Consider the following 19809-nt stretch of genomic DNA (forward strand, 5'->3'; position numbering starts at 1 on the left):
GATCAGCCGCCCGCCGACTGCCAGGGCTTCACCACCAGCAGCGCGCCGGCGACCACCAGCAGCAGGCCGACGACACGCAGCGCATCCACCGGTTGCCGCGCATGCAGTACCCCGAAGTGGTCCAGCACGACCGAACCCGCCAGTTGTCCCGCCACCACCAGGCAGATCAACGACGCCGCTCCCAGGCGAGGCACCAGCAGGGTGGCCGAGGCAACGAACACCGCCCCGATCATGCCCCCCGTCCATGCCCACCACGGCACTTTGCCCAGCGCGGCAGGCACGAATACCGGCCGGCTGAGCCACCACCACGCCAACAGCACCCCGGTTCCGACCATGAAGGACGCCAGCGAGGCGAACACGGGGCCAAAGGTCTGTTTGCCGAGCGACGCGTTGATCAACGCCTGCAGCGGCAGCAGCATGCCGATGAAGAGGGCCAGGGCCACGCCGGTCGCGTTCATGCGTCGTCTCGTCTCGGTAACGGAAGGCGGACACGATACGCGAAGCCACCCGCCACGCGGCGTCAACGTGCTGACGTCACGCGGGTTGCGGCATGCCTCGCTTCCCCGACACCGCGCGCTGCAGCAGCGCCATCGACACCAGCAACATGGCCATCGGCGCCAGCAGCAGATAGAACGCACGCGACCCGTCGAAATGCGCGAACAACTGGCCGGTGACGTAGGAGCCGGTGGTTCCGCCCAGGGCGGAGAACACCACGATCAGCCCCGTCATCGCTGCATGCCGCGACTTGGGCAGTGCACTGAGCACCACCGAATTGATCGCCGGATAGATCGGCGCCATCAGCAGGCCGATCATCGGGAACACATAGGCAGCCGCGGGCGCGTTCCACCAGGTCATGCCGTCGCGTGCCTGCACATTCGCCGCCAGCGGCAACGCCAGAAGCACCAGCGCTGCCATCGCCGCCACGCAGCCGGACAGTAGCCAGAACCACGGCACGCGCCGCAGCAGCACGCCGCCTCCCAGGCGACCGAGCGCCAGCGACCCGGCGAAGATACTGGCCGCCTGCACGCTGAGCGTGGTGGGCAGGTGCAGGATCTCGCGATTGAACGTCGGCAGCCAGGTATTGATGGCCTGCTCCATCAGCACGTAGAGGAAGGCCGACACCAGGAACACCACCACCAGTGGCATTGCCAGCAGGCGGAACATGTCGATGAAGGATTCCCCCGCCGCATGGCCGTCGCGCGCGGCGCGCTCGTCCAGCGTACTGGTCGCGAGCAGCGCGACCACCGCTGCGCACATCGCCGCAAGCACCCAATAGACATCCAGCCAGACCGGATCGCCCGGCGCATCCGCATTGATGAAGGCCGCGAACAACCAGGCACTGCCGAGGATCCCGACCATGAACCAGCCTTCGACGGTGCTGGTGAGCGCCGCATGCGCCTTCGCATCGTCGGTCAGCAGGCCGATGCTGGAGTAGACCGACACCTTCACCAGCGCGAACGACACACCGACCGCCGTGAAGAGCAGCTTGGTCGCCCAGAACGCCTGCAGCAGCGGCATCGCGATGCAGGCGGCGGCGACCAGCAGCAGGCCGAGCATCATCGCCCGGCGGTAGCCCACCCTCGGCAGGAACGACGCGACCAGGAACGAGGTGATCGCGATGGGCAGGTCCTTGAACGCCTCCAGCAGGCTGGCATCGGCCTTGGTGATGCCGAATCCCTGTATGGACTGCAGGATCACGGTGCCCACGGAATTCAACAGCATGGCGAAGATCATGTAGGTCAGGATCATTGCCAGGATCATGCGGGTGCGTGTCATGGGCGGTACCGGTAAGCGCAAGCGCCTCCTGACCGCCTGGCCCGGAGTGCGCGGAGGGAGGTCGCGTGGTCACGCCACGCGGCACCCGGCGGGAAACAGTATCCACCGCCGCGCCGGGGAGAGACGGCGCGGCGGTGGAGGACGGCCCGCATCAGGGCGGGCCCCGATGCCTCACCAACGATAGGCGACGGAGGCCTGGTACGACGTGCCTTCCAGCGGGCGACCCATGAACACGCCGCCACTGGTCGCATTGCCCAGCACGCGTGCATTGCCCTCGGTCAGCGCGATCTCGTCGGTGACGTTGCGGCCCGAGAAGGTGAACTCCCAGTTCTCGCCCACGTGTGCGCTGGCCCCGATGTCCCAGGTGTCGTATTCGGGAAGCACCTGGCCATTGGCGGGATCGGAGTAGCGGTCACCGACATGCGTATAGGTGGTGAACACCTTCAGGTCGCCCCACGGCATGGACCAGTAGTAGCTCGGTGTCAGTCGCGCGCGGAACTTCGGCTGGCGCACCACCTGGTTGCCATCGTAGGTGGCGAAGTCGCCGTACTTGGCACGCAGCCAGGTCGCATTCCACGCCAGCTCGAAGCCGCCCACCGGACGCCACGCACCTTCGAACTCCAGGCCGCGCGCCTTCGAGTCGCCGATGATGACGACGTTGTTGCCGTTGTTGTCGAACGCCTGGTAGCGCAGGCCGGTGAAGTCGTTGTAGAACGCGGTGAGGTACATCTCATACGTCTCGCCGCCGGCCTTCAGGCCCAACTCGTACTGGTCGATCTCGGTCTTGTTGTTGGCGCCGTCGCGCAGGTTGTCGAACTGCGGGAAGGTGAAGCCCGAGTTGACGCGACCGAACAGGCTGACGCTATCGTTAAGCGTGTAGTTCAAGCCGGCCGTCCAGGACACGTCGCTGTCGTTCTGGTCGATGCTGCGTGGCGTGGTCGAGACCGAAGTGTTGTTGTCGTACAGCGTGTTCGGATTGCCGTCCAGGTCGACCGTGACCGGATCCCACACCGTGCCGTTCACTTCCTGCCGCTCGTAGCGCACGCCGGCATCCAGGCGGATGCGGTCGTTGACGGTCCATTCGTCGGCGATGAAGAAGGCCGCGTTCTGGCCGTCGTAGTCGCCGCGGATGTTGTAGAACGCCGTGCCCACGAATCCGTCACGCGTCGCCACCTGCCCGTTGGACAGCGCCAGGTTCACGCGGCGCGCGTTGTCCTGCGCGGTCAGCAGCATGTTGTTGCCCAGCCACCAACGGTCCTTGGATGAATAGTCCGCGTAGTACACGCCGAACGTCAGCGCATTGCTGTCGGTCAGATCGACGCTGAAACGCAGGTCGTTGGTGAACGAGCTGATCTCCTTCTCCACCACCCAGAAGCCTGCGGTCAGCACCTGCTGGTTCGGATCCACCGTGCCGCCGCCATTGACGAAGGTGCCGGTGCCGGTGACGCCCGCCCCGTAGGTGTCGGTGATGTAGGACGACAGGGTCTGCGGGTTGGCGCCGGTGAACAGCGCGTAGGTCGGCGCGTCGCCCTTGAGGTAGTTGAACTTGTCGCTGATGGTCCAGTTGCCGACGTACCAGTCCAACGAGCCGCCGAACACGTCGATGTCCACGCCCCGGCCATCGGCCAGGTCGCGGGTCATCGTCTGGTTGCCGACGCCGGTGGGCAGCGTTACCCGGCGGAAGTCGTCACCGACCAGCGTGCCGGTGGTGGCGTCCAGGCCCGGGAAGCTGGAAATGTCCTTGCCGTTGTTGCGCGAAACCAGCGGCACCGCCGTATAGAAGGTGTTCTGGTCGTCGGTATGACGCGCATAGAGGTTGAACTCGCCTTCGGCCCAGCGCTTGGTCAGCGTGGCGCTCAGCTGGCCACCCTTTTCCACGGGGAAGCCTGTCTGGCGCACGCCGTCGGTCTCGCGGTAGAAGCCGCCCACACTGTAGTACCAGCCGCTGTCCGCGCTCAGCGGACCACCGCTGTAGAAGTCGACCCGGCGCAGACTGTCGGTACCCAGCGTCAGGCGCACGCTGCCCTCCGGCGTGTCCTCGCCCTTCTTCTGGATGAAGTTGACCGTCACGCCGGGCTGCCCGTTCGAGTAGATCGGGCTGGGACCGCCGCGCAGGCCTTCGACGCGCGCGATGGTGTCGTCGATGCGGAACAGCGTGGTGTTTTCGAGGAACGACAGCGTCGGCGGCGGGAAGATCGGCGAGCCGTCCAGCTGCAGGGTGAAGAACGGTGCGTCGCCCTCGGACGGCATGCCGCGCACGAAGACGTTGGCGCCGGTGCCGCCACCGCTGGCCTCGGCCCAGACGCCCGGCACGATCTTCAGCAGGTCGGCAGTGCTGGTGGGCGCGGTTTCCTGGATCTGCTCCGGCGTGGCCGTGCTGATCGAGAAGCTGGCGTCGCGTTTGCGCAGGCCCTTGAACTTGGCCGTACCGCTGACGATGACGGCGTCGAGTGTCGTCGCCTCGTCGTTAGCGGGCGCCGGGGCGGCTTCCTGGGCGCCCGCCAGTACCGGCGCGAGCGCCAGCGCGATGGCGGCCGACAGGGCGTAGCGCATCGGGTGCTTGGTGTGTTGCATGGTCTCTCCCTCCACGTAGTGCGTTTGTTGTTGTAGTGACAGGCTGCCGCCGCGGCTTCTGTGGCCGTGTGCGGTCAAGGCGAAACGAACGTCCTCAGGTCGAACTTGGCGATGCGGGGAATCACGGCATCGGCGTGGCGCAGCGCGCGGGCGTCGCCGATGCCCACGGCAGCCATGCCGGCGGCATGGATGGCCTCGATGCCGGCGGCGGCGTCTTCCACCCCGATGCACAGGTGCGCGGGCACGCCGAGTGCGGCGGCCACGTCCAGGAAGATGGCCGGGTCCGGTTTGGCGCGCGCGATGCGGCCGGCATCGGCGATGTAGTCGAAGCAGTCGGCGATGCCCAGCTTGTCCAGCAGCGCAGGCGCGTTGCGGCTGGCGGACGCCAGCCCGAGCTTCAGGCCCGCCGCACGCGCGGCATCCAGCACCTCGCGCACACCGTCGAACAGATCCTGCGGACCCACGCTGGCGATTTCCTGCACGTAGTAACCGTTCTTGGTATCGGCCAGCGCGCGCTTCTCGTCTGCGCTGTAGGCGCGTGATTTGCGCTCCAGGATGATCTCCAGCGAAGCCATCCGGTCCACACCCTTGAGCCGCTCGTTCACCAGCAGATCGAATGGGACGTCGATTTCGTCGGCCAGCCGTTTCCATGCCCGGTAGTGCGTATGCGCGGTGTCGGTCAGTACGCCGTCCAGGTCGAAGACCAAGGCACGGCAGGCACGCGGGAACACGGCTTTCGGCGGCGACGGCACGGCAAGCGGCAACACGGTTTCCCGCCCCGGCTTCAGCACCACTTCGCTCCCGGCATGGGCGAAGGCGAGCAGGTCACCCTCGTCCAGCCGATAGCGCACGCCCCGCGCATCCACGTCCACCCGCAGTGCGCAACCGCGCCAACGCAGGTTGAAACCGTAGCCCTTCCAGGCGGTGGGCAGCGTCGGCGCGAACTGCAGGCGACCGCCCACGATGCGCAGCCCGCCGAAGCCCTGCACCAGCCCCAGCCAGCTGCCCGCCATCGCCGCCATGTGCACGCCGTGGTCGGTGTTGCCATGCAGGTCATCCAGGTCCACGCGCAGACTGGCGTCGAAATAGCGCCATGCCTTTTCGTCGTGCCCGACCTCGCTGGCGAGGATGCCGTACACGGGCGCCGACAGCGTGGAGTCATGGGTAGTGACCGCTTCGTAGTAGTCGAAGTCGCGACGCTTCGCACCCAGCGCGATACCGTCACCGGCCAGCACCATCGCCATCACCACGTCGGCCTGCTTGCAGACCTGGTGGCGGTACAGCGTCAGCGGGTGGTAGTCGAGCAGCAGCGGGCGGTGCGGCCCTTCGCGCTTCGGAAACGGCCAACGCGGCTTGCCGAGGAAATCGTCGTCCTGCGGATGGATGCCCAATGCGTCGTCGACCGGCAGGTACATCGCCTCGGCGGCACGCTGCCACAGCGCGACTTCGTCGGCGTCCAGCCCGATGCGTGAGGCGAGTTCCGCCAGCGCAGCGGGCCGCGCGGCCGACAGCCGCGCCCAGGCCTGGACCGCACGCAGCAGGTGCCGCTGCGCCATGCGGTTGGTGTACCAGTTGTTGTTGACCAGCGTGGTGTATTCGTCCGGGCCCGTCACTTCGTGGATGCAGAACGCACCGTCGAGCCGCGGATTGAAGTGGCCCGCCTGCGGCCAGATCCGTGCGGTCTCGAAAAGAATCTCGGCGCCAGCCTCGCTGAGGAAGTCGAGATCATCGCTGGCGTCGAGATAAAGCCCGATCCCGTACGCGATGGCGGCGTTGATGTGGTACGCCGCCGAACCGCTGGGATAGTGCGCGGAACATTCGCGGCCAGCGATGGTGCGCCAGGGGTACAGCGCGCCGCGCGGATGGTTCATCGCACGCGCGGTGTCGCGTGCTCCATCCAGTGTGCGGAAGCGGTACATCAGCATGGCGCGTGCCACGTCGGGCGCCGTCAATGCCATCACAGGCAGCACGAAGGCCTCGGTGTCCCAGAAGCAGTGGCCCTCATAGCCTTCGCCGGTGATGCCCTTGGCCGCCGTGCCGTTGATGCCGTCGCGACCGGCCGATTGCAGCAGGTGGAACAGGTTGAAGCGCAGCGCCAGTTCGGCCGCCGGATCGCCCTCCACCGAAATGCCGGCGCGTTGCCAGAACGCCTGCAGAGTCTCCGCCTGTGCGCGGGCGATCGCATCGAAGCCCGCGGCCTGCGCACGCGCCAGCACTGCCTGCACGCCATCGCGCACGGTACCGTTGCCATCGTCGTAAGCGACGAACTTCTCGACGACCACCGACGCGCCCGGCGCGAGTACGGCCTCGAAGCACTGCTCGACGCGCCCTTCGCCGGCATCCGCTGAAGCGAACGCGACCCCTTGCGACAACCGGTGATGCTGGGCACAGACCAGCGTGATTCCGCTGTGGTGCGTGCGCTGGGTGAGCCATGCACCGCCGGCACCGGCATGTTCGTCGAACACGTCCATCGCCTCGCCACCGGCCACGCCGATGCGGGGATCGTCGCCCTGTTCGATCGCCTGGCGCCCGGTTTCGATCGACGAACGCAAGGTCAACGGACCGGCATAGTCGATCGAGGCGACTTCGAAGCGGATCGCCAGCAGCGCGCGCTCGGCCAGCGGTACCACGCGCTGCGCACGGATCTCCAGTGTGTGGCCCTGCGGCGTCTTCAGCCTGAGGCGGCGGTCCAGCGTGCCCGCAGCCAGGTCCAGGGTGCGTTCGAAGTCCAGCCACGCCGCTTCCTCAACCCGCAGCGGCGCATCGCCCAGCTGCAGCCGGATGTGCTTGCCTTCTGCCACCGGCACGCGCGTGTCGGTACTGCGCGTGAAGCCCGGGAAACGTTCGTGGTAGTGGATCGGGTTCTGCTCGAACACGCTCGACAGGAAACTGCCGTCGCTGACGCTGTCGCCTTCCTCGAGGGCGCCGCGCACGCCGAGCGTGCCGTTGGCCAGCGCAAACAAGGTCTCGTCACGGGCGGCACGCGCCGCATCGAAGCCCCGCTGGGTCAGTCGCCACGGATCGGGCCGCATCTCGTCGGCGCCCGCGTCCATTCCTGTTGCATTGCTTTGCCTCTGTTCCACCGACATCCCCGCTCTGGCCTGGCGCATCCCGCAGTGGCACCACGGGCGGAGGCACGCTAGGAGCCGTTGTTATCGATGTCAAGTTATCGATGTCAGAGCAGCACTACAGTGACTTGAAACGTCGCGCCCCGGAAGGTAATCCCGGGAGAACAACATGCTTTTTCAATGACTTGCAGGCGATACCACCCAAGGCGACCGACGAAAATGTCCACCGGGTGGCCGCTGCGATGCAGCAGCGGCATGCGCTCAGGTCGCGCGTACCACCAGGTGCGTGGGCAGGGTCTCGGAGGTGGTCGCTTCGCCCTCGATCAGGGTGCGGACCTTGCGCGCCAGCAGCACGCCGGCATCGATGAAGTTCTGATGCACGGACGTCAATGGCGGTACGTAGGTGGCACCCAAGGGCGTGTCGTCGTAACCGATCACCGACACGTCCTCCGGCACGCGGCGGCCGCGCTCGATCAGCGCGCGGATCGCACCGATGGCGAGCAGGTCGCTGGCGGCGAACAACGCATCGACCTGGGGGTGCTCCTGCAGCAAGGCGTGCACGGCGTCCGCGCCTGCCCCCACGGTGAAACTGGCGACGGTGGGCGTCAGTGGCGTGATGCCATGCCGTGCCAGCGCCGCGGTGAAGCCTTCGAGGCGCTCGGCGAACTCACCGTGCGCGGGATCGCCGAGGAACGCAGGTCGGCGGCGGCCGAGTGCGATGAAGCGCTCCGCCGCCAGCGCTCCGCCGCGACGGTTGTCGCTGCCGACGACGACTTGCGACTCATGCCGGCTGACCGCCCCCCAGACCACCATGGGCCGGCCCCAGCGCTGCACCGTGTGCATCGCATCCTCGTGCGCGCCCTGGCCCAGCAGGATCACGCCATCGGCGGCCTGCACGTTCGGCAACGCGCCCCCTTGCAGCGAGGTCAGCAGCACGCTGTAACCGGTCGATGTGAGTTCCTGGGTGATGCCGCCCAGCAGGTCGAGCGGATAGGGCCCCGACATCTGCCTTTCGACGGTGGGCTTCATCTCCACCACCACGGCCACGGTCATGCTGCGGCGGAGCTTGAGGTTGCGTGCGCTCACGTTGAACGCATAGCCATACTGCTGCGCGACCTGGCGCACGCGTTCGCGGGTCTCGGCGTTGACCAGCGGGCTGTCGCGCAATGCGCGCGAGACGGTGATGGCGGAAACACCTGCCACCTTCGCCAGGTCCGCCATCGTCAGGTGGCCGCCGGGTTCCGGCAGGTCCGTCCTGGCGCGTCCGGTGCGCGGCTTGCGTTTGGCAGGGGGCATGCGGGTCACTTCCGGGCGCGGCTGGCTTCGTATTGTGCAATATGCGCGTCCACCGGCGTGGACGCGATCACCGCGCCGATGGCATCAGGCAACAGCTCATCCCATGTCTTGAAGCGCAGGCAGGACTTGCCCATGTCCAGCTTCCGGCCAGCGGCGGCGTACGCGCCACGCAGGACCGCATCCTGGCTGGAGTCCGCATGGCAGCCCGTCAGGTAGAGCGCGTAGTACTGCTTCTGCGCCGCCAGCGCGACGTACGGCAGCGGCTGCCTGTTGTAGGTCGTCGGATAGCGCGAGAGCGGGATCTCCCAGCTGATCATCCCCCAGCTCATCGTCTCCGCGTAGCCTTCGGGCAGGTGGCGATTGACCAGCTCGCGCACCCTTGCCACCACCTGCCGCCGTGCCTCGGGCAGTTCCGCAAGATAGCCCTCGACCGTCTCCGCCTTGCTGCTGACCATGGGCATCGCTCCTCGTGCCTGCGACAGTAGCGCAGCCAGGCGCGCACGTCATTCGGAGTCCGCCCACATCGCGCGCGACAGATCCGGGACAGGCAACGAAAGACCCTCGCCGCTGGACCGGGCGCATGCGCGAGCTCATGGTCAGCGACATGCACGCACGGTGAAGAATCGCGTTCGATTCCACCCGGTTCGCTATTCGTTCACGTCGAGACGTGGCAGACGTTCATGCGCTGGTGGTTACGGTGCGCTCGCCCTGATCGCGACGACGCAACCGATGCGCCGCCGCGCAGCGGGGACAAAAGAAAACAACAGGAGACACCCGCATGACGTCCATTCGCACCCTCACTATTGCCCTTGCCACCCTGATGGCCGCTCCCGTCGCATTTGCACAGGACGCATCGACGGACGCCCCCTCGTCCTCAACCGGAAAGCGCTTCGCCGTGGTCGGCGGTGCCGCCATCCTCAAGCCTGATCGCGATCCAGCGCCGGGGCTGAAGATCGATGGCGATGTCGCGCCGGTCATCAGCGCCAGCTGGTATGCCACCGACAACATCGCGGTGGAGCTGTGGGGCGCCGCCGACAAGTTCAACCATCGGGTCAAGGCCGACGGCCCGGGCAAGATCGGCACCGTCGACCAGCAGCCGATCGCGCTGAGTGGCCAGTACCATTTCGGCACGCCGGACAAGGTGATGCGTCCGTTCGTGGGGCTGGGCTATTACGAGTCCAACTTCAGTGACGAGACCATCGGCGGCGATGGCGCGCACGTGGGCCTGGAAACCGCCAAGGGCGCCATCGCAACGGCCGGCATGGACTTCAACATCAACGAGCGCTGGTTCGCGCGTGCGGATGCCCGTTACATGAAGGGCGATGCCGGCGTGCGTGTCGCAGGCCAGGGCACCGGTGAAGAACTGACGATCGACCCCTGGGTCGTGGGCGTGGGTATCGGCGCGCGCTTCTGATCCATTGCTCCAACGCGTCGATGCGGCGGCGGGCCTTCGGGCCCGCCGCCTTTTCATTGGGCGGGACGGATCACCGCGCGACGTGGCCGCGCAGGCGTTGCAAGCGCGTGACGCGCCACTTCACGCCCCAGGCATAAACCAGGTAGTAGCCCAGCAGCAGGCCGGCCACTGCCAGCAGGCTGCCGTGGCCGCTCAACAGCGCATGGGTCGCCGGCACGCCGCCGCTCCGCCAGTACTGCGCCATCTGCACGAATCCCAGCACGATGCGCCCGGCCACGATGGCGACCAGCAGCAACGCCAGCCAGGCATTGGGCTGATAGAACACGCCCTGCGGCGCGACATCCCAGCGCGTGAGCCATACGCCCACCAGGCCGAGCAAGCTTCCGGCAGCCAGTCCCACTCCGGCACCGACCAGGCTGTCCGGCCACCAGAACAGGCCGAACGCGCTGACCGCGATGAAGATCGCCACCGACACCAGCAGGCTCCATGCGTTGAGCGTCAGCAACCAGCTGCGTGCCATGCGGCGCGCTCGGCCGTAGCGGTAACGCTGCCACAAGGAGACGGGCAACAGCACCGCCCACAACGCCAGCAGCAGGAAGACGAAAAGCAGGACAAGGACGATGGGCATGCGCGCATCATGCCGCAACGTGCGTCAGGGGTGTTCGGCTTCCACATGGACCTTTTCGCGCCGCAGCAGGTACAGCCCGCTGGCGACGATGATGCCGGCGCCGATCCAGGTGATCCCGTCCGGCAGCACCGACCACAAGGCCACGTCCAGCAGCACGCCCCATACCAGCGCGGTGTATTCCAGCGGCGCGATCAGCGAGGCCTCGCCCCGGCGGAACGCCTCGGTCAGTGCCACCTGTGCCAGCGAACCGGAGACACCGACGCCCGCGATGATCCAGCCATGCGCGGGCTGCAGCGGCTTCCACGCCGGAAGCGCAAGCAGCCACGCGCCCAGCGACAGCAGGACGACGAACCAGAACACCATCGCCTGCGTGCTGTCGCGCTGCGCCAGCATGCGCACGGTGACCGCACCCAGCGCATAGCAGATCGCGGCCAGCAGGATTGCCAGCCCACCCTGGGTCAGCATGCCCTCGCCGGTGGGTCGCAGGATCACCAGGACTCCCACCAGGCCGATGAAGATCGCCACCCAGCGTGCCGGTCCCACGCGCTCTTTCAGCAACGGACCCGCCATCGCCGTGACCAGCAGCGGCGCGACGAAAGTGATCGCGTACGCCGTGGACAGCGGCATCGTCCGCAAGCCGTAGACGAACCCGCCCATCATCGCGATGCCCAGCACGCCGCGCAGCAGATGCAGCGGCCAGTACACGCGCAGCAACAAGCGCGGCGGCACCGTGGCCAGCACCCACAACGCGACCAGGGGCAGCGAGGAGAGGCCGCGCAACGCAGCGACCTGCAAGGGCGGATAGTGCGCAGAGAGCAGCTTCAGCCCTGCATCCATCAACGCGAACATCAGGACGGCCGCCAGCATCAGCAGGACGGCGGAAGCGAGGGAGGGGCGGGGCGCGGACATGCGCCATTATCACCGGCCGGCGCTCGGCGGCGAGGGCGGCACGCTAGAATGGCGGCGCATCAGACAGGAAGACCCCCCATGCCCTCTTTCGACGTCGTCTCCGAAGTCAACGCCCACGAACTGACCAACGCCGTGGACCAGGCCAACCGCGAGCTCTCCACCCGCTTCGACTTCAAGGGCGTGGAAGCGAAGTTCGAGCTGGAAGACAAACTCATCACCCAGTCCGCGCCGAGCGACTTCCAGCTCAAGCAGATGACCGACATCCTGCGTGCCCGCCTGATTGCCCGCCAGATCGACGTACGCTGCCTCGAGTTCGGCGACGTGGACACCAATCTGGCCGGCGCGCGCCAGAAGGTCACCGTCAAACAGGGCATCGAACAGAAGCTGGCGAAGAAGATCGTCTCCACGATCAAGGACGCCAAGCTCAAGGTGGAAGCGCAGATCAACGGCGAGAAGCTGCGTGTGACCGGCAAGAAGCGCGACGACCTGCAGGATGTCATCGCCCTGCTGAAGAAGACCGAGTTCGAACTGCCGCTGCAGTTCGACAATTTCCGTGACTGACGTTCCGCACATCGCCAGCGGCGTGGCCGATCCCATCGCCACCACCCGCCAGTGGGTGGAGCGCGCGGTGATCGGCCTGAACCTGTGCCCGTTCGCGAAAGCGGTGTACGTGAAGCAGCAGGTCCGCTTCGTGCTCAGCGATGCGAGCACCCCGGAGGCACTGCTGGAAGAACTGGCGGAAGAACTGGTGCTGCTGCGGGATGCGGACCCCGAACAGGTCGACACCACGCTGATCATCCATCCCGACGTGCTGACCGACTTCCTCGACTACAACGATTTCCTCGACAACGCCGACGCCGCGGTCGAGGCACTGGACCTGCAGGGCGTGATCCAGGTGGCCAGCTTCCACCCGGACTACCAGTTCGCCGGCACCGCCCCGGACGACATCAGCAACTACACCAACCGATCGCCCTACCCCACCCTGCACCTGCTGCGCGAAGCCAGCATCGACCGCGCGGTGGAAGCCTTCCCCGATGCCGACGTCATCGTCGAGCGCAACGTGAAGACGCTGGACTCGCTGGGGCATGCGGGGTGGGCGAAGCTGTTCGGGGAGTGAGAGAGGTCTGGCTCTTCTGTAGGAGCGACGCAAGTCGCGACCGCCGACCGTCCGCCCCATGGCTCCGTCATCGCTTCTCTAGGCCTGGAGCCACACCGCATCCCAGTACGGATAACTCCCGATCCTGTCGACCAATCCAGCGCGCAATGGATTGGCGACAAGATAGCGCGCGGCGGCCCGCAGGCCGTCATCCGAACGGATCGCACGATCATGGAAGCCAGGCGCCCACACGCGTCGCGGACCTTCAGGCCTGGCCGCCGCGCGTGACGTATTGGTCTTCAGGCGCTGCACGCAGACGGACAGGGATTCCATAGCTCCCAACTCGATCAGCCCATGCCAGTGATCCGGCATGAGTACCCATGCCAACAGCCGGGAGCGATACCAAAGCCGCCTGTCGGTGGCCGCACGCGCGGCATCATGGGCCACGGCGGTATCGGAGAACAGCGGTCGGCGGTCATGCGTGACGAAGGTGACCAGGTAGACCTGTCCTTCCGCTGACATGCGTCCGTGACGCAAATCGGCGTGACCTCCAGTTCGTCGCAGGCAGTCGGCGTTATCCATGCCGGTGAGCATGGAATCACACCAAGGGCCGCCATATCAGGAGACCTCGCGCATTCGAGTGGGAATTTGCCGTGCGGTCGCGACTCACGTCGCTCCTACAAAACCTCTCCAAGCAAACGCTGCTCCAGCAACATGCGTGCATCGTCCAGCGATGACAGGATGGTGTGCCCAAGCGCACGCACGGCGTCGTCCGGTTCCAGCAGGTCCGGGATCTGGATCGGATGCATGCCGGCGGCAAGTGCGGCGCGCACGCCGGTGGGCGAATCCTCCAGCACCAGGCACCGCCGTGGATCGACGCCGAGCGAGCGTGCCGCGAGCAGATAGACATCGGGCGCAGGCTTGGGATGCTCGACATCGCTGCTGGTGCAGATGGCGTCGAACCGTGGCAGCAGGCCGGCGGCATCCAGCTTGCGCAGCGCCAGCGGACGACGCGTCGACGTGGCGACGGCGCGTGGAATCCTGCGGGAATCGAGGAAATCCAGCATCTCGATGATGCCGGGACGGTGTGGTACACCCGCCGCGACCACCGCCTCGTAAAGCACGTGCGAACGCTGCAACACGCGCTCGCGCTGCGCTTCGCCGATGGCTTCGTCCAGCAGGTGGCGGCAGACGGCCTCGCTGTGGCCGACCATCGACAGCCACAGCACCTCGGGCATATCGTGGCCAAGCTCGCGCGCGGCTTCCGCCAGGCAACCGATGATCGCGCGTTCGCTGTCCAGCATCAGGCCGTCCATGTCGAAGATCACCGCCTCGGGCACGAACGGCAGGCGTGCAGGACTCACGCGTTTCCCTCGAACAGCTGGCGGAGGTCATCCTCGCCCAGGAGGCGCCACTGCCCAGGCTCCAGGTCGCCCAGCGTCAGTCCCCCGGTGCGACTGCGATGCAGCGCCTCCACATGGTTGCCGACGGCGGCGAACATGCGACGCACCTGGTGGTAACGACCTTCGGTGAGCGTGACCTGCGCATGGCGCGGGTCGATCACGTGCAGGCCGGCCGGCGCCAGCGGCGTCTGCTCCGATTCCAGCATCAACGTGCCACTGGCAAAGACCGCACCTTCGTCGCCGCGCAAATCCTGCGCCAGCGTGACGTCGTAGACCTTGGGCAGGTTGGCCTTCGGCGAGATGATCCGGTGCAGCAGTCCACCGTCGTCGGTGAGCAGCAGCAGGCCGCTGGTCTCGCGGTCGAGTCGCCCCACCGTGGACAGCACCGGCGAGCGATCGCGGAAACGCGACGGGAACAGGTCGTAGACGATGCGGCCGGTATCTTTGGTCGAGCAGGTGTAGCCGACGGGCTTGTGCAACAGGATCGCCAGCCCCGGCGCAGGATCGAGCGGCTCGCCATCTACGCGGATGTTGTCGTGGTCGACCGGATCATCGGCGTACAGCACCTCGCCCGCGGCGTCGGTGATGCGTCCCTCGCGGAACATCCATTGGACCTGCTTGCGGCTGCCATACCCTAGGTTGGCGATGTGCTTGACGATCTTCATGCGTTCACCGCCTCGCCTTGATGGCGGCAATCACCTTGAAACCGTCACGCTCGCCGGCCACGCGCACGTCGCCGAAGCTGTCGTTCAAGGTCTGCTCGTACGGCAGATGGCGATTGGCCACCAGCCACAACCGGCCGCCCGGCTTGAGCGCGGCCGCGGCGGCGGTGATGAAGCGCTGGCCGATATCGGGGCGATCCGCACGGCTCTGCGTGTGGAACGGCGGATTGCTGACGATGAAGTCGTAGCGGCTCGGCAGTCCTGCGGTAACGTCGTGCCAATGGAAACCGAGCGTTGCGGTCGACCCGGTGTCCGCGAGGTTCGCCTTCGCCAACGCCAACGCGCGCGCTTCGGCCTCGTAGAGATCGAGTGCGGTGATGCCGGGATTGCGGGCGAGCAAGGCCAGCGAAAGGAATCCCCATCCCGCGCCCAGGTCGGCGCCGTGGCCGGCGATATCGGTCGGCAGGCACTCGACCAGCAACGCAGACGCCGGATCGATGCGGTTCCAGGCGAATACACCGGGACGGCTGAGGTAGCGCCCGCCTTCGATCCGCCGAGGCGCATCGAGCGCCGACCATTGACGCAGCAACGCCTCGTCGGTGCTGTCTCCGAGGGTCCTTGTCCAGAACGTGCGGCAGTGGAATTTTGTCAGCGTGCCCGCGAGGCCTGCGAGTTGCTTCAGGTCGGCTTCGCCCGATTTCGCGCCTTCGTTGTTGGTCATCGCGGCGACCACGATGCCGCCCGGTGCGACGCGCTCGACGGCCCGCGCCAGCAGTGCACGCGCTTCTTCGCGTTGGCGTGGTGGAAGCACCAGCACCAGGGGATAGCGCGTGTCGCCCTCAGCGGCATCGGCCACCACCTGAAGTCCCGCACGCTCCAGCAGTTCGGCATCGGGCCGGAAACTCTGTTCGCATACCAGTTGCGCAAGCGGGAACTGGCGCAGTGCAGCGCCATCGCGCGCGCGCAGGAACAACACCGGACCCGCCGGCCAGGCCAGCTGCCCTTGCGCGAACGGCAGCATCAACGCATCCAGCGCGGGATCGGAATATCGGGAGGCCAAGGGAACACCATCAACGGGAAGCAGGGCGCAATTCTACCCGTGCGCACGCGGCGGTTCCGCGTATGCGCGCAGCATGGAAGGAATGCCGCTTGTCGGGCTGGCGATACCGCAGTTAAAAAAATGTTGCACAACGAAAACAACCCGCGTATCGTGCGCGGCCTTCGGCCCCTGCGGCTGTTTTTTCACCAGAATGATTTCCATGAAGCCCGCGCACTCCATCGCCAACACGCTTGACCTGCAGCCATCGCGCTGCGGCCTGCGCGTGCGTGCGTATGCGTTCGATGCCAAGCCCGGCAACGAACCCGCGCGGCATCTGGCCACCTGACATCCGGCTGACTCCCAGGGAGATCGGCCACCCCGATCTCCCGAGGAAACGCGAACGCCCTCGGGTCGCAAGCCCCGGGGGCGTTTTGTTTCCAGCGTTCGCGGAGGATGCGCATGCATCGACCAGGTTCCATCCATTCCACCACGGAAATTCCTTTCCGCCCTGAAGCATCCGGGTAACGCATCCACGCGTCCCGAGGCAGGGGCGCGGCTGCAACCGGCGCATGTGCGCTGCGTTGTGATGCTTCGACGCGAGCGGCGCAGGGAGTGGACACCACAAGGGCGCATGGCGCCCGCACGAATTGCCGGTTGGCGACAGCCGGCAATGGGGAGCATCGATCGAACACACTACAGCGGTACGGGTTTGTATCCCGTCCGGTGCGCGCGGCGCTGCCGTGGCGTATGCCGAAGCGTGGGAGGCGGTGTTCCTCGAGCGGACGATAGCTCAGCTTGGGAGAGCAGCGGCATATGCCGTTGGCCACCGGTTCAAATCCGGTTCGTCCACCACTGGATAGCTCAGATGGTTAGAGCATCGGACTGTTAATCCGACTGTCGCGGGTTCGATTCCCGCTCCAACGCCTGCAAGGGCACATGACCTTTCACGTCATGACACCGGGACGCAAGTCCCACCAGGAAACGCCCCGTGTGGCGCAACGTCTCTCCGCGATGGACTGCGGAAAGACAGGGCGCCGCAGCGGGGATGGTGCCGGCTCCGCGCCCTCGACGCGGATGCACGCCGCGATCGCTGCGATCTCCGGATCACCGCTTGCGACGACGCCTCCGCCGACAGCGCCGGCTGTCCGCACCGCCTCCGTCCAGGGACGTTTCCAACTTCTTCCGCTGTCCGCATGTCGCGGACGGCACACCATCGTCGCGGGAATCGATCCTCCGCGACGATGTTTGCCAACTGGATCGAACCACCAGAGCCAACAAGGAGAACAACGCCATGTTCTGGACCAAGAGGGTCGTGATCGGTGACGGCGAGCGCGGCCTGGTGTATCGCAACCGTCGGTTCGAGCAGCTGCTCGTGCCGGGTGTGTACCGCTGGTTCGACCCGATGGGTCGCATCGAGGTGCGCACTTTCAACATCGCTGCGCCGGAATACGCCGGTCATGATGTCGACGCGCTGATCGCGCGCCTGGGCGAAGGCCTGGGCGAGGTCTTCGTGCTCGCCGACATCGGCGTGGACCAGGTCGGCCTGGTGCTGAAGAACGGCAAGCTGGAAGACGTGCTGCCGCCCGGCACGCGGCGCCTGTACTGGATCGGCCTGGTGAAGGTCGAGGTGCGCGCGGTGTCGCTCGCCACGCCGGACGTGGACGTCGCCGTGGCGCGACGCCTGCGCCAGCTGGGCGCGCTGTCGAAGCTGGCGATGGTGGCCGATGTGCCGGCGGAATTCGCGGGCCTGGTCTTCATCGACGGCAAGCTCGATCGCACGCTCGCCCCGGGCAGCTACGCCTTCTGGAATTTCCAGAAGAACGTGGTGGTGGACATCGTGGATCTCCGCGTGCAGACGATCGAGGTCTCGGGCCAGGAACTGCTGACCCGCGACAAGGTGAGCCTGCGCGTGAACCTCGCCGCCAGCACCCGCGTCACCGACGTGGTGGCGGCGCGCACCAAGGTCGCGAAGGTGGGCGACTTCGTCTACCGTGAGTTGCAGTACGGCCTGCGCAAGGTGGTCTCGGCCAGGACACTGGACGAACTGCTGGGCGACAAGGCCTCGCTGGACGCCGACATCTTCGCTTACGTACGTGGCCAGTTGACCGGCCTCGGCGTGGAGGTGCTGGGCGTCGGCGTGAAGGACGTGATCCTGCCGGGCGAGATGAAGGAGATCCTCAACGGGGTGGTGCAGGCGGAGAAGACGGCGCAGGCCAACGTGATCCGCCGCCGCGAGGAGGCGAACGCCACGCGTTCCCTGCTCAACACCGCGAAGCTGATCGACGAGTCGCCGGTGCTGATGCGCCTGAAGGAGCTCGAGGCGCTGGAAAAGGTCACCGAGAAGATCGACAAGCTCACCGTGTTCGGCGGCCTGGATGGCGTGCTGAAGCAATTGGTGACGTTGAAGTAGCGGAAACCTGCCCCCTCCCCCGTTCACGGGGGAGGGCTGGGGTGGGGGCCGCCGGAGCACGGCACGCGTCGGCGCAAGGAGAGCGCGAGGACGTGGTCCGGCTTTCGGCGGAGGACGGCGCTGCGGCGTAGTTCGCCCCCACCCCAACCTTCCCTCGCACGCGGGGGAAGGGGCTTTATCCTTTCAATGGAGTGAACACATGAACATGCATTCCCAATTCGAACTGCTGCACGCCGAGGGCAGCACCACGCCGATCAAGGGCTGGGTGCGCGGCGTGCCCTTGGACCAGGGTGCCCATGAGCAGCTGCGGAACATCGCGGCCATCCCCTTCGTCGGCCCGTGGGTCGCAGTGATGCCCGACGTGCACCTGGGCAAGGGCGCCACCGTGGGCTCGGTCATCCCGACCCGCGGCGCCATCATCCCGGCCGCCGTCGGCGTGGACATCGGCTGCGGCATGGCCGCGGTGCGCACCACGCTGCGCGCGAAGGACCTGCCGGACAACCTGGCGCAGTTGCGCTCGAGCATCGAACGCAGCGTGCCGGTCGGCAACGGCCGTGGTGGCGAGCACTGGAAGCTGCCCGACAGCATCGCCACGCGCATCGCGCAGTCGGGGCTGGAGCCGCGCCTGGAGGCGATCAAGCAGAAGCACCGCAAGATCCGCACCGACAAGCTGGACCGCCAGATCGGCACGCTGGGCGGCGGCAACCACTTCATCGAGATCTGCCTGGACGAGGCCGACGCGGTGTGGGTGATGCTGCACAGCGGTTCGCGCGGCACCGGCAACCTGATCGGCACGTACTTCATCGAGCGCGCGCGCGAGCAGTTGGCGCACCGCGTGCTCGGCTTCCACCTGCCGGACAAGGACCTGGCCTTCTTCATGGAAGGCGAGCCCCTGTTCGACGACTACGTGGAAGCGGTGTCGTGGGCGCAGGACTACGCCCGCGAGAACCGTGAAGCGATGATGTCGCGCGTGCTGGCCGAGATGCGCCACCGCCTGCCGAAGTTCCAGTTGGAGAAGATGGCGGTCAACTGCCACCACAACTACGTGCAGAAGGAGATGCACGGCGGCGTTGATCTGCTGGTGACCCGCAAGGGCGCGGTGAGCGCGCGTGCCGGCGAGCTGGGGATCATCCCCGGCAGCATGGGCGCGAAGAGCTTCATCGTGCGTGGCAAGGGCAACGCGGACAGCTTCCACAGCTGCAGCCACGGGGCCGGCCGCGTGCTGAGCCGTACCGCCGCGCGCCAGCAGATCACGCTGTCGCAGCACCGCGAAGCAACGGCGCACGTCGAATGTCGCAAGGACGCCGGTGTGATCGACGAATCGCCGGCGGCCTACAAGGACATCGACGCCGTGATGTCGGCGCAGTCCGACCTGGTGGAGGTGGTGCACACTCTGCGCCAGGTCGTCTGCATCAAGGGGTGAAAGTCTCCTGATGCTGCCTCGGAGCCATCCAGCAACGGATGGCTCTTTTTTGTAGGAGGGGCTTCAGCCCCGACCGCCATCCCTGATGGTCAGGTCGGGGCTGAAGCCCCT

The 19809-nt window shown here is 66.7% G+C and carries 19 protein-coding genes and 2 tRNA genes; 8 read left to right on the plus strand and 13 right to left on the minus strand.

The features are described from left to right. Positions 1 to 2 precede the first annotated feature (2 nt). The 6 genes from AC3DET_RS18225 to AC3DET_RS18250 form a co-directional block, all read right to left on the minus strand. Positions 3 to 458, minus strand: coding sequence for a DMT family transporter (locus AC3DET_RS18225; RefSeq protein WP_192202921.1), 456 nt, complete (start codon positions 456 to 458; stop codon positions 3 to 5). Between the two features lie 76 nt (positions 459 to 534). After that, entirely contained in the window at positions 535 to 1776 is a 1242-nt protein-coding gene (locus tag AC3DET_RS18230) for an MFS transporter (protein ID WP_337732597.1), read from the minus strand. A 171-nt stretch (positions 1777 to 1947) separates the two neighbouring features. Continuing rightward, entirely contained in the window at positions 1948 to 4350 is a 2403-nt protein-coding gene (locus AC3DET_RS18235; protein ID WP_488392541.1) for a TonB-dependent receptor, read from the minus strand. A 74-nt stretch (positions 4351 to 4424) separates the two neighbouring features. After that, positions 4425 to 7403 (minus strand): beta-phosphoglucomutase, encoded by a 2979-nt coding sequence (pgmB, locus tag AC3DET_RS18240; protein WP_488392542.1) that lies wholly within the window; start codon positions 7401 to 7403, stop codon positions 4425 to 4427. A gap of 276 nt (positions 7404 to 7679) precedes the next feature. Further along, positions 7680 to 8714 (minus strand): LacI family DNA-binding transcriptional regulator, encoded by a 1035-nt coding sequence (locus tag AC3DET_RS18245; RefSeq protein ID WP_446539366.1) that lies wholly within the window; start codon positions 8712 to 8714, stop codon positions 7680 to 7682. A 5-nt stretch (positions 8715 to 8719) separates the two neighbouring features. Further along, entirely contained in the window at positions 8720 to 9169 is a 450-nt protein-coding gene (locus AC3DET_RS18250) for a DUF1801 domain-containing protein (protein WP_446539365.1), read from the minus strand. 323 nt (positions 9170 to 9492) lie between these two features. Here AC3DET_RS18250 and AC3DET_RS18255 point away from each other — a divergent pair, with 323 nt between their 5' ends. Then, entirely contained in the window at positions 9493 to 10128 is a 636-nt protein-coding gene (locus AC3DET_RS18255; RefSeq protein ID WP_446539364.1) for an OmpW/AlkL family protein, read from the plus strand. A gap of 70 nt (positions 10129 to 10198) precedes the next feature. Here AC3DET_RS18255 and AC3DET_RS18260 read toward each other — a convergent pair whose 3' ends face one another. Beyond that, positions 10199 to 10756: a CcdC protein domain-containing protein gene (locus AC3DET_RS18260; RefSeq protein ID WP_337732603.1), complete on the minus strand. Its 558-nt coding sequence runs from the start codon at positions 10754 to 10756 to the stop codon at positions 10199 to 10201. Positions 10757 to 10780: 24 nt separating this feature from the next. Further along, positions 10781 to 11665 (minus strand): DMT family transporter, encoded by an 885-nt coding sequence (locus AC3DET_RS18265; protein ID WP_446539362.1) that lies wholly within the window; start codon positions 11663 to 11665, stop codon positions 10781 to 10783. Positions 11666 to 11743: 78 nt separating this feature from the next. Between AC3DET_RS18265 and AC3DET_RS18270 the strand changes: the two genes are divergently transcribed. Further along, on the plus strand, positions 11744 to 12226 hold the full coding sequence (locus AC3DET_RS18270; protein WP_192202915.1) for a YajQ family cyclic di-GMP-binding protein: 483 nt from the start codon (positions 11744 to 11746) through the stop codon (positions 12224 to 12226). A 10-nt stretch (positions 12227 to 12236) separates the two neighbouring features. Next, the gene (locus tag AC3DET_RS18275) at positions 12237 to 12782 is read left to right on the plus strand and encodes a DUF1415 domain-containing protein (RefSeq protein WP_446539410.1); all 546 of its coding nucleotides are present in this window, start codon (positions 12237 to 12239) and stop codon (positions 12780 to 12782) included. A gap of 78 nt (positions 12783 to 12860) precedes the next feature. On the opposite strand, the gene AC3DET_RS18280 is transcribed toward AC3DET_RS18275, so the two are convergent. The 5 genes from AC3DET_RS18280 to AC3DET_RS18300 all read right to left on the minus strand — a co-directional run bounded on the left by AC3DET_RS18280 (position 12861) and on the right by AC3DET_RS18300 (position 16087). Next, complete coding sequence (locus tag AC3DET_RS18280; RefSeq protein ID WP_337732605.1) at positions 12861 to 13283, minus strand: REP-associated tyrosine transposase; 423 nt, start codon at positions 13281 to 13283, stop codon at positions 12861 to 12863. 155 nt (positions 13284 to 13438) lie between these two features. Next, positions 13439 to 14125, minus strand: coding sequence for an HAD family hydrolase (locus tag AC3DET_RS18285; RefSeq protein WP_488392543.1), 687 nt, complete (start codon positions 14123 to 14125; stop codon positions 13439 to 13441). Beyond that, positions 14122 to 14829: a pseudouridine synthase gene (locus AC3DET_RS18290; RefSeq protein WP_337732607.1), complete on the minus strand. Its 708-nt coding sequence runs from the start codon at positions 14827 to 14829 to the stop codon at positions 14122 to 14124. The genes AC3DET_RS18285 and AC3DET_RS18290 overlap by 4 nt, the downstream gene beginning before the upstream one ends. Before the next feature lie 4 nt (positions 14830 to 14833). After that, a complete protein-coding gene (locus AC3DET_RS18295; protein WP_488392616.1) occupies positions 14834 to 15847 on the minus strand; it encodes a class I SAM-dependent methyltransferase in 1014 nt (337 codons plus the stop codon). 72 nt (positions 15848 to 15919) lie between these two features. Further along, positions 15920 to 16087 carry a hypothetical protein gene (locus tag AC3DET_RS18300; RefSeq protein WP_337732608.1) on the minus strand — a complete coding sequence of 56 codons (168 nt, stop codon included), beginning with the start codon at positions 16085 to 16087 and terminating at the stop codon, positions 15920 to 15922. On the opposite strand from AC3DET_RS18300, the gene AC3DET_RS18305 reads away from it, so the two are divergent. From AC3DET_RS18305 to AC3DET_RS18325, 5 genes are all read left to right on the plus strand, one after another. Beyond that, the gene (locus AC3DET_RS18305; protein ID WP_255431495.1) at positions 16086 to 16211 is read left to right on the plus strand and encodes a hypothetical protein; all 126 of its coding nucleotides are present in this window, start codon (positions 16086 to 16088) and stop codon (positions 16209 to 16211) included. The two genes, AC3DET_RS18300 and AC3DET_RS18305, sit on opposite strands and share 2 nt — an antisense overlap. A gap of 434 nt (positions 16212 to 16645) precedes the next feature. Next, positions 16646 to 16717: transfer RNA gene (locus tag AC3DET_RS18310), tRNA-OTHER, on the plus strand. A 2-nt stretch (positions 16718 to 16719) separates the two neighbouring features. Beyond that, positions 16720 to 16785 (plus strand) — tRNA-Asn (locus AC3DET_RS18315). 371 nt (positions 16786 to 17156) lie between these two features. Further along, positions 17157 to 18275 carry a slipin family protein gene (locus AC3DET_RS18320; RefSeq protein WP_488392544.1) on the plus strand — a complete coding sequence of 373 codons (1119 nt, stop codon included), beginning with the start codon at positions 17157 to 17159 and terminating at the stop codon, positions 18273 to 18275. A 199-nt stretch (positions 18276 to 18474) separates the two neighbouring features. Then, positions 18475 to 19698 (plus strand): RtcB family protein, encoded by a 1224-nt coding sequence (locus AC3DET_RS18325; protein ID WP_488392545.1) that lies wholly within the window; start codon positions 18475 to 18477, stop codon positions 19696 to 19698. The last annotated feature ends 111 nt before the right edge of the window (positions 19699 to 19809 follow it).

The organism is Pseudoxanthomonas sp. 97-1-1, assembly GCF_057773125.1.

Excerpts from the sequence above, each read along its gene's own strand:
- AC3DET_RS18265 (WP_446539362.1), bottom strand. The coding sequence starts at position 11,665 with ATGTCCGCGCCCCGCCCCTCCCTCGCTTCCGCCGTCCTGCTGATGCTG.
- AC3DET_RS18320 (WP_488392544.1), top strand. The coding sequence starts at position 17,157 with ATGTTCTGGACCAAGAGGGTCGTGATCGGTGACGGCGAGCGCGGCCTG.
- AC3DET_RS18230 (WP_337732597.1), bottom strand. The coding sequence starts at position 1,776 with ATGACACGCACCCGCATGATCCTGGCAATGATCCTGACCTACATGATC.
- AC3DET_RS18235 (WP_488392541.1), bottom strand. The coding sequence starts at position 4,350 with ATGCAACACACCAAGCACCCGATGCGCTACGCCCTGTCGGCCGCCATC.
- AC3DET_RS18250 (WP_446539365.1), bottom strand. The coding sequence starts at position 9,169 with ATGGTCAGCAGCAAGGCGGAGACGGTCGAGGGCTATCTTGCGGAACTG.
- AC3DET_RS18260 (WP_337732603.1), bottom strand. The coding sequence starts at position 10,756 with ATGCCCATCGTCCTTGTCCTGCTTTTCGTCTTCCTGCTGCTGGCGTTG.
- AC3DET_RS18325 (WP_488392545.1), top strand. The coding sequence starts at position 18,475 with ATGAACATGCATTCCCAATTCGAACTGCTGCACGCCGAGGGCAGCACC.
- AC3DET_RS18305 (WP_255431495.1), top strand. The coding sequence starts at position 16,086 with ATGAAGCCCGCGCACTCCATCGCCAACACGCTTGACCTGCAGCCATCG.
- AC3DET_RS18290 (WP_337732607.1), bottom strand. The coding sequence starts at position 14,829 with ATGAAGATCGTCAAGCACATCGCCAACCTAGGGTATGGCAGCCGCAAG.
- AC3DET_RS18255 (WP_446539364.1), top strand. The coding sequence starts at position 9,493 with ATGACGTCCATTCGCACCCTCACTATTGCCCTTGCCACCCTGATGGCC.
- AC3DET_RS18270 (WP_192202915.1), top strand. The coding sequence starts at position 11,744 with ATGCCCTCTTTCGACGTCGTCTCCGAAGTCAACGCCCACGAACTGACC.
- AC3DET_RS18245 (WP_446539366.1), bottom strand. The coding sequence starts at position 8,714 with ATGCCCCCTGCCAAACGCAAGCCGCGCACCGGACGCGCCAGGACGGAC.
- AC3DET_RS18300 (WP_337732608.1), bottom strand. The coding sequence starts at position 16,087 with ATGGAAATCATTCTGGTGAAAAAACAGCCGCAGGGGCCGAAGGCCGCG.
- AC3DET_RS18225 (WP_192202921.1), bottom strand. The coding sequence starts at position 458 with ATGAACGCGACCGGCGTGGCCCTGGCCCTCTTCATCGGCATGCTGCTG.
- AC3DET_RS18280 (WP_337732605.1), bottom strand. The coding sequence starts at position 13,283 with ATGTCAGCGGAAGGACAGGTCTACCTGGTCACCTTCGTCACGCATGAC.
- pgmB (WP_488392542.1), bottom strand. The coding sequence starts at position 7,403 with ATGGACGCGGGCGCCGACGAGATGCGGCCCGATCCGTGGCGACTGACC.
- AC3DET_RS18295 (WP_488392616.1), bottom strand. The coding sequence starts at position 15,847 with ATGCTGCCGTTCGCGCAAGGGCAGCTGGCCTGGCCGGCGGGTCCGGTG.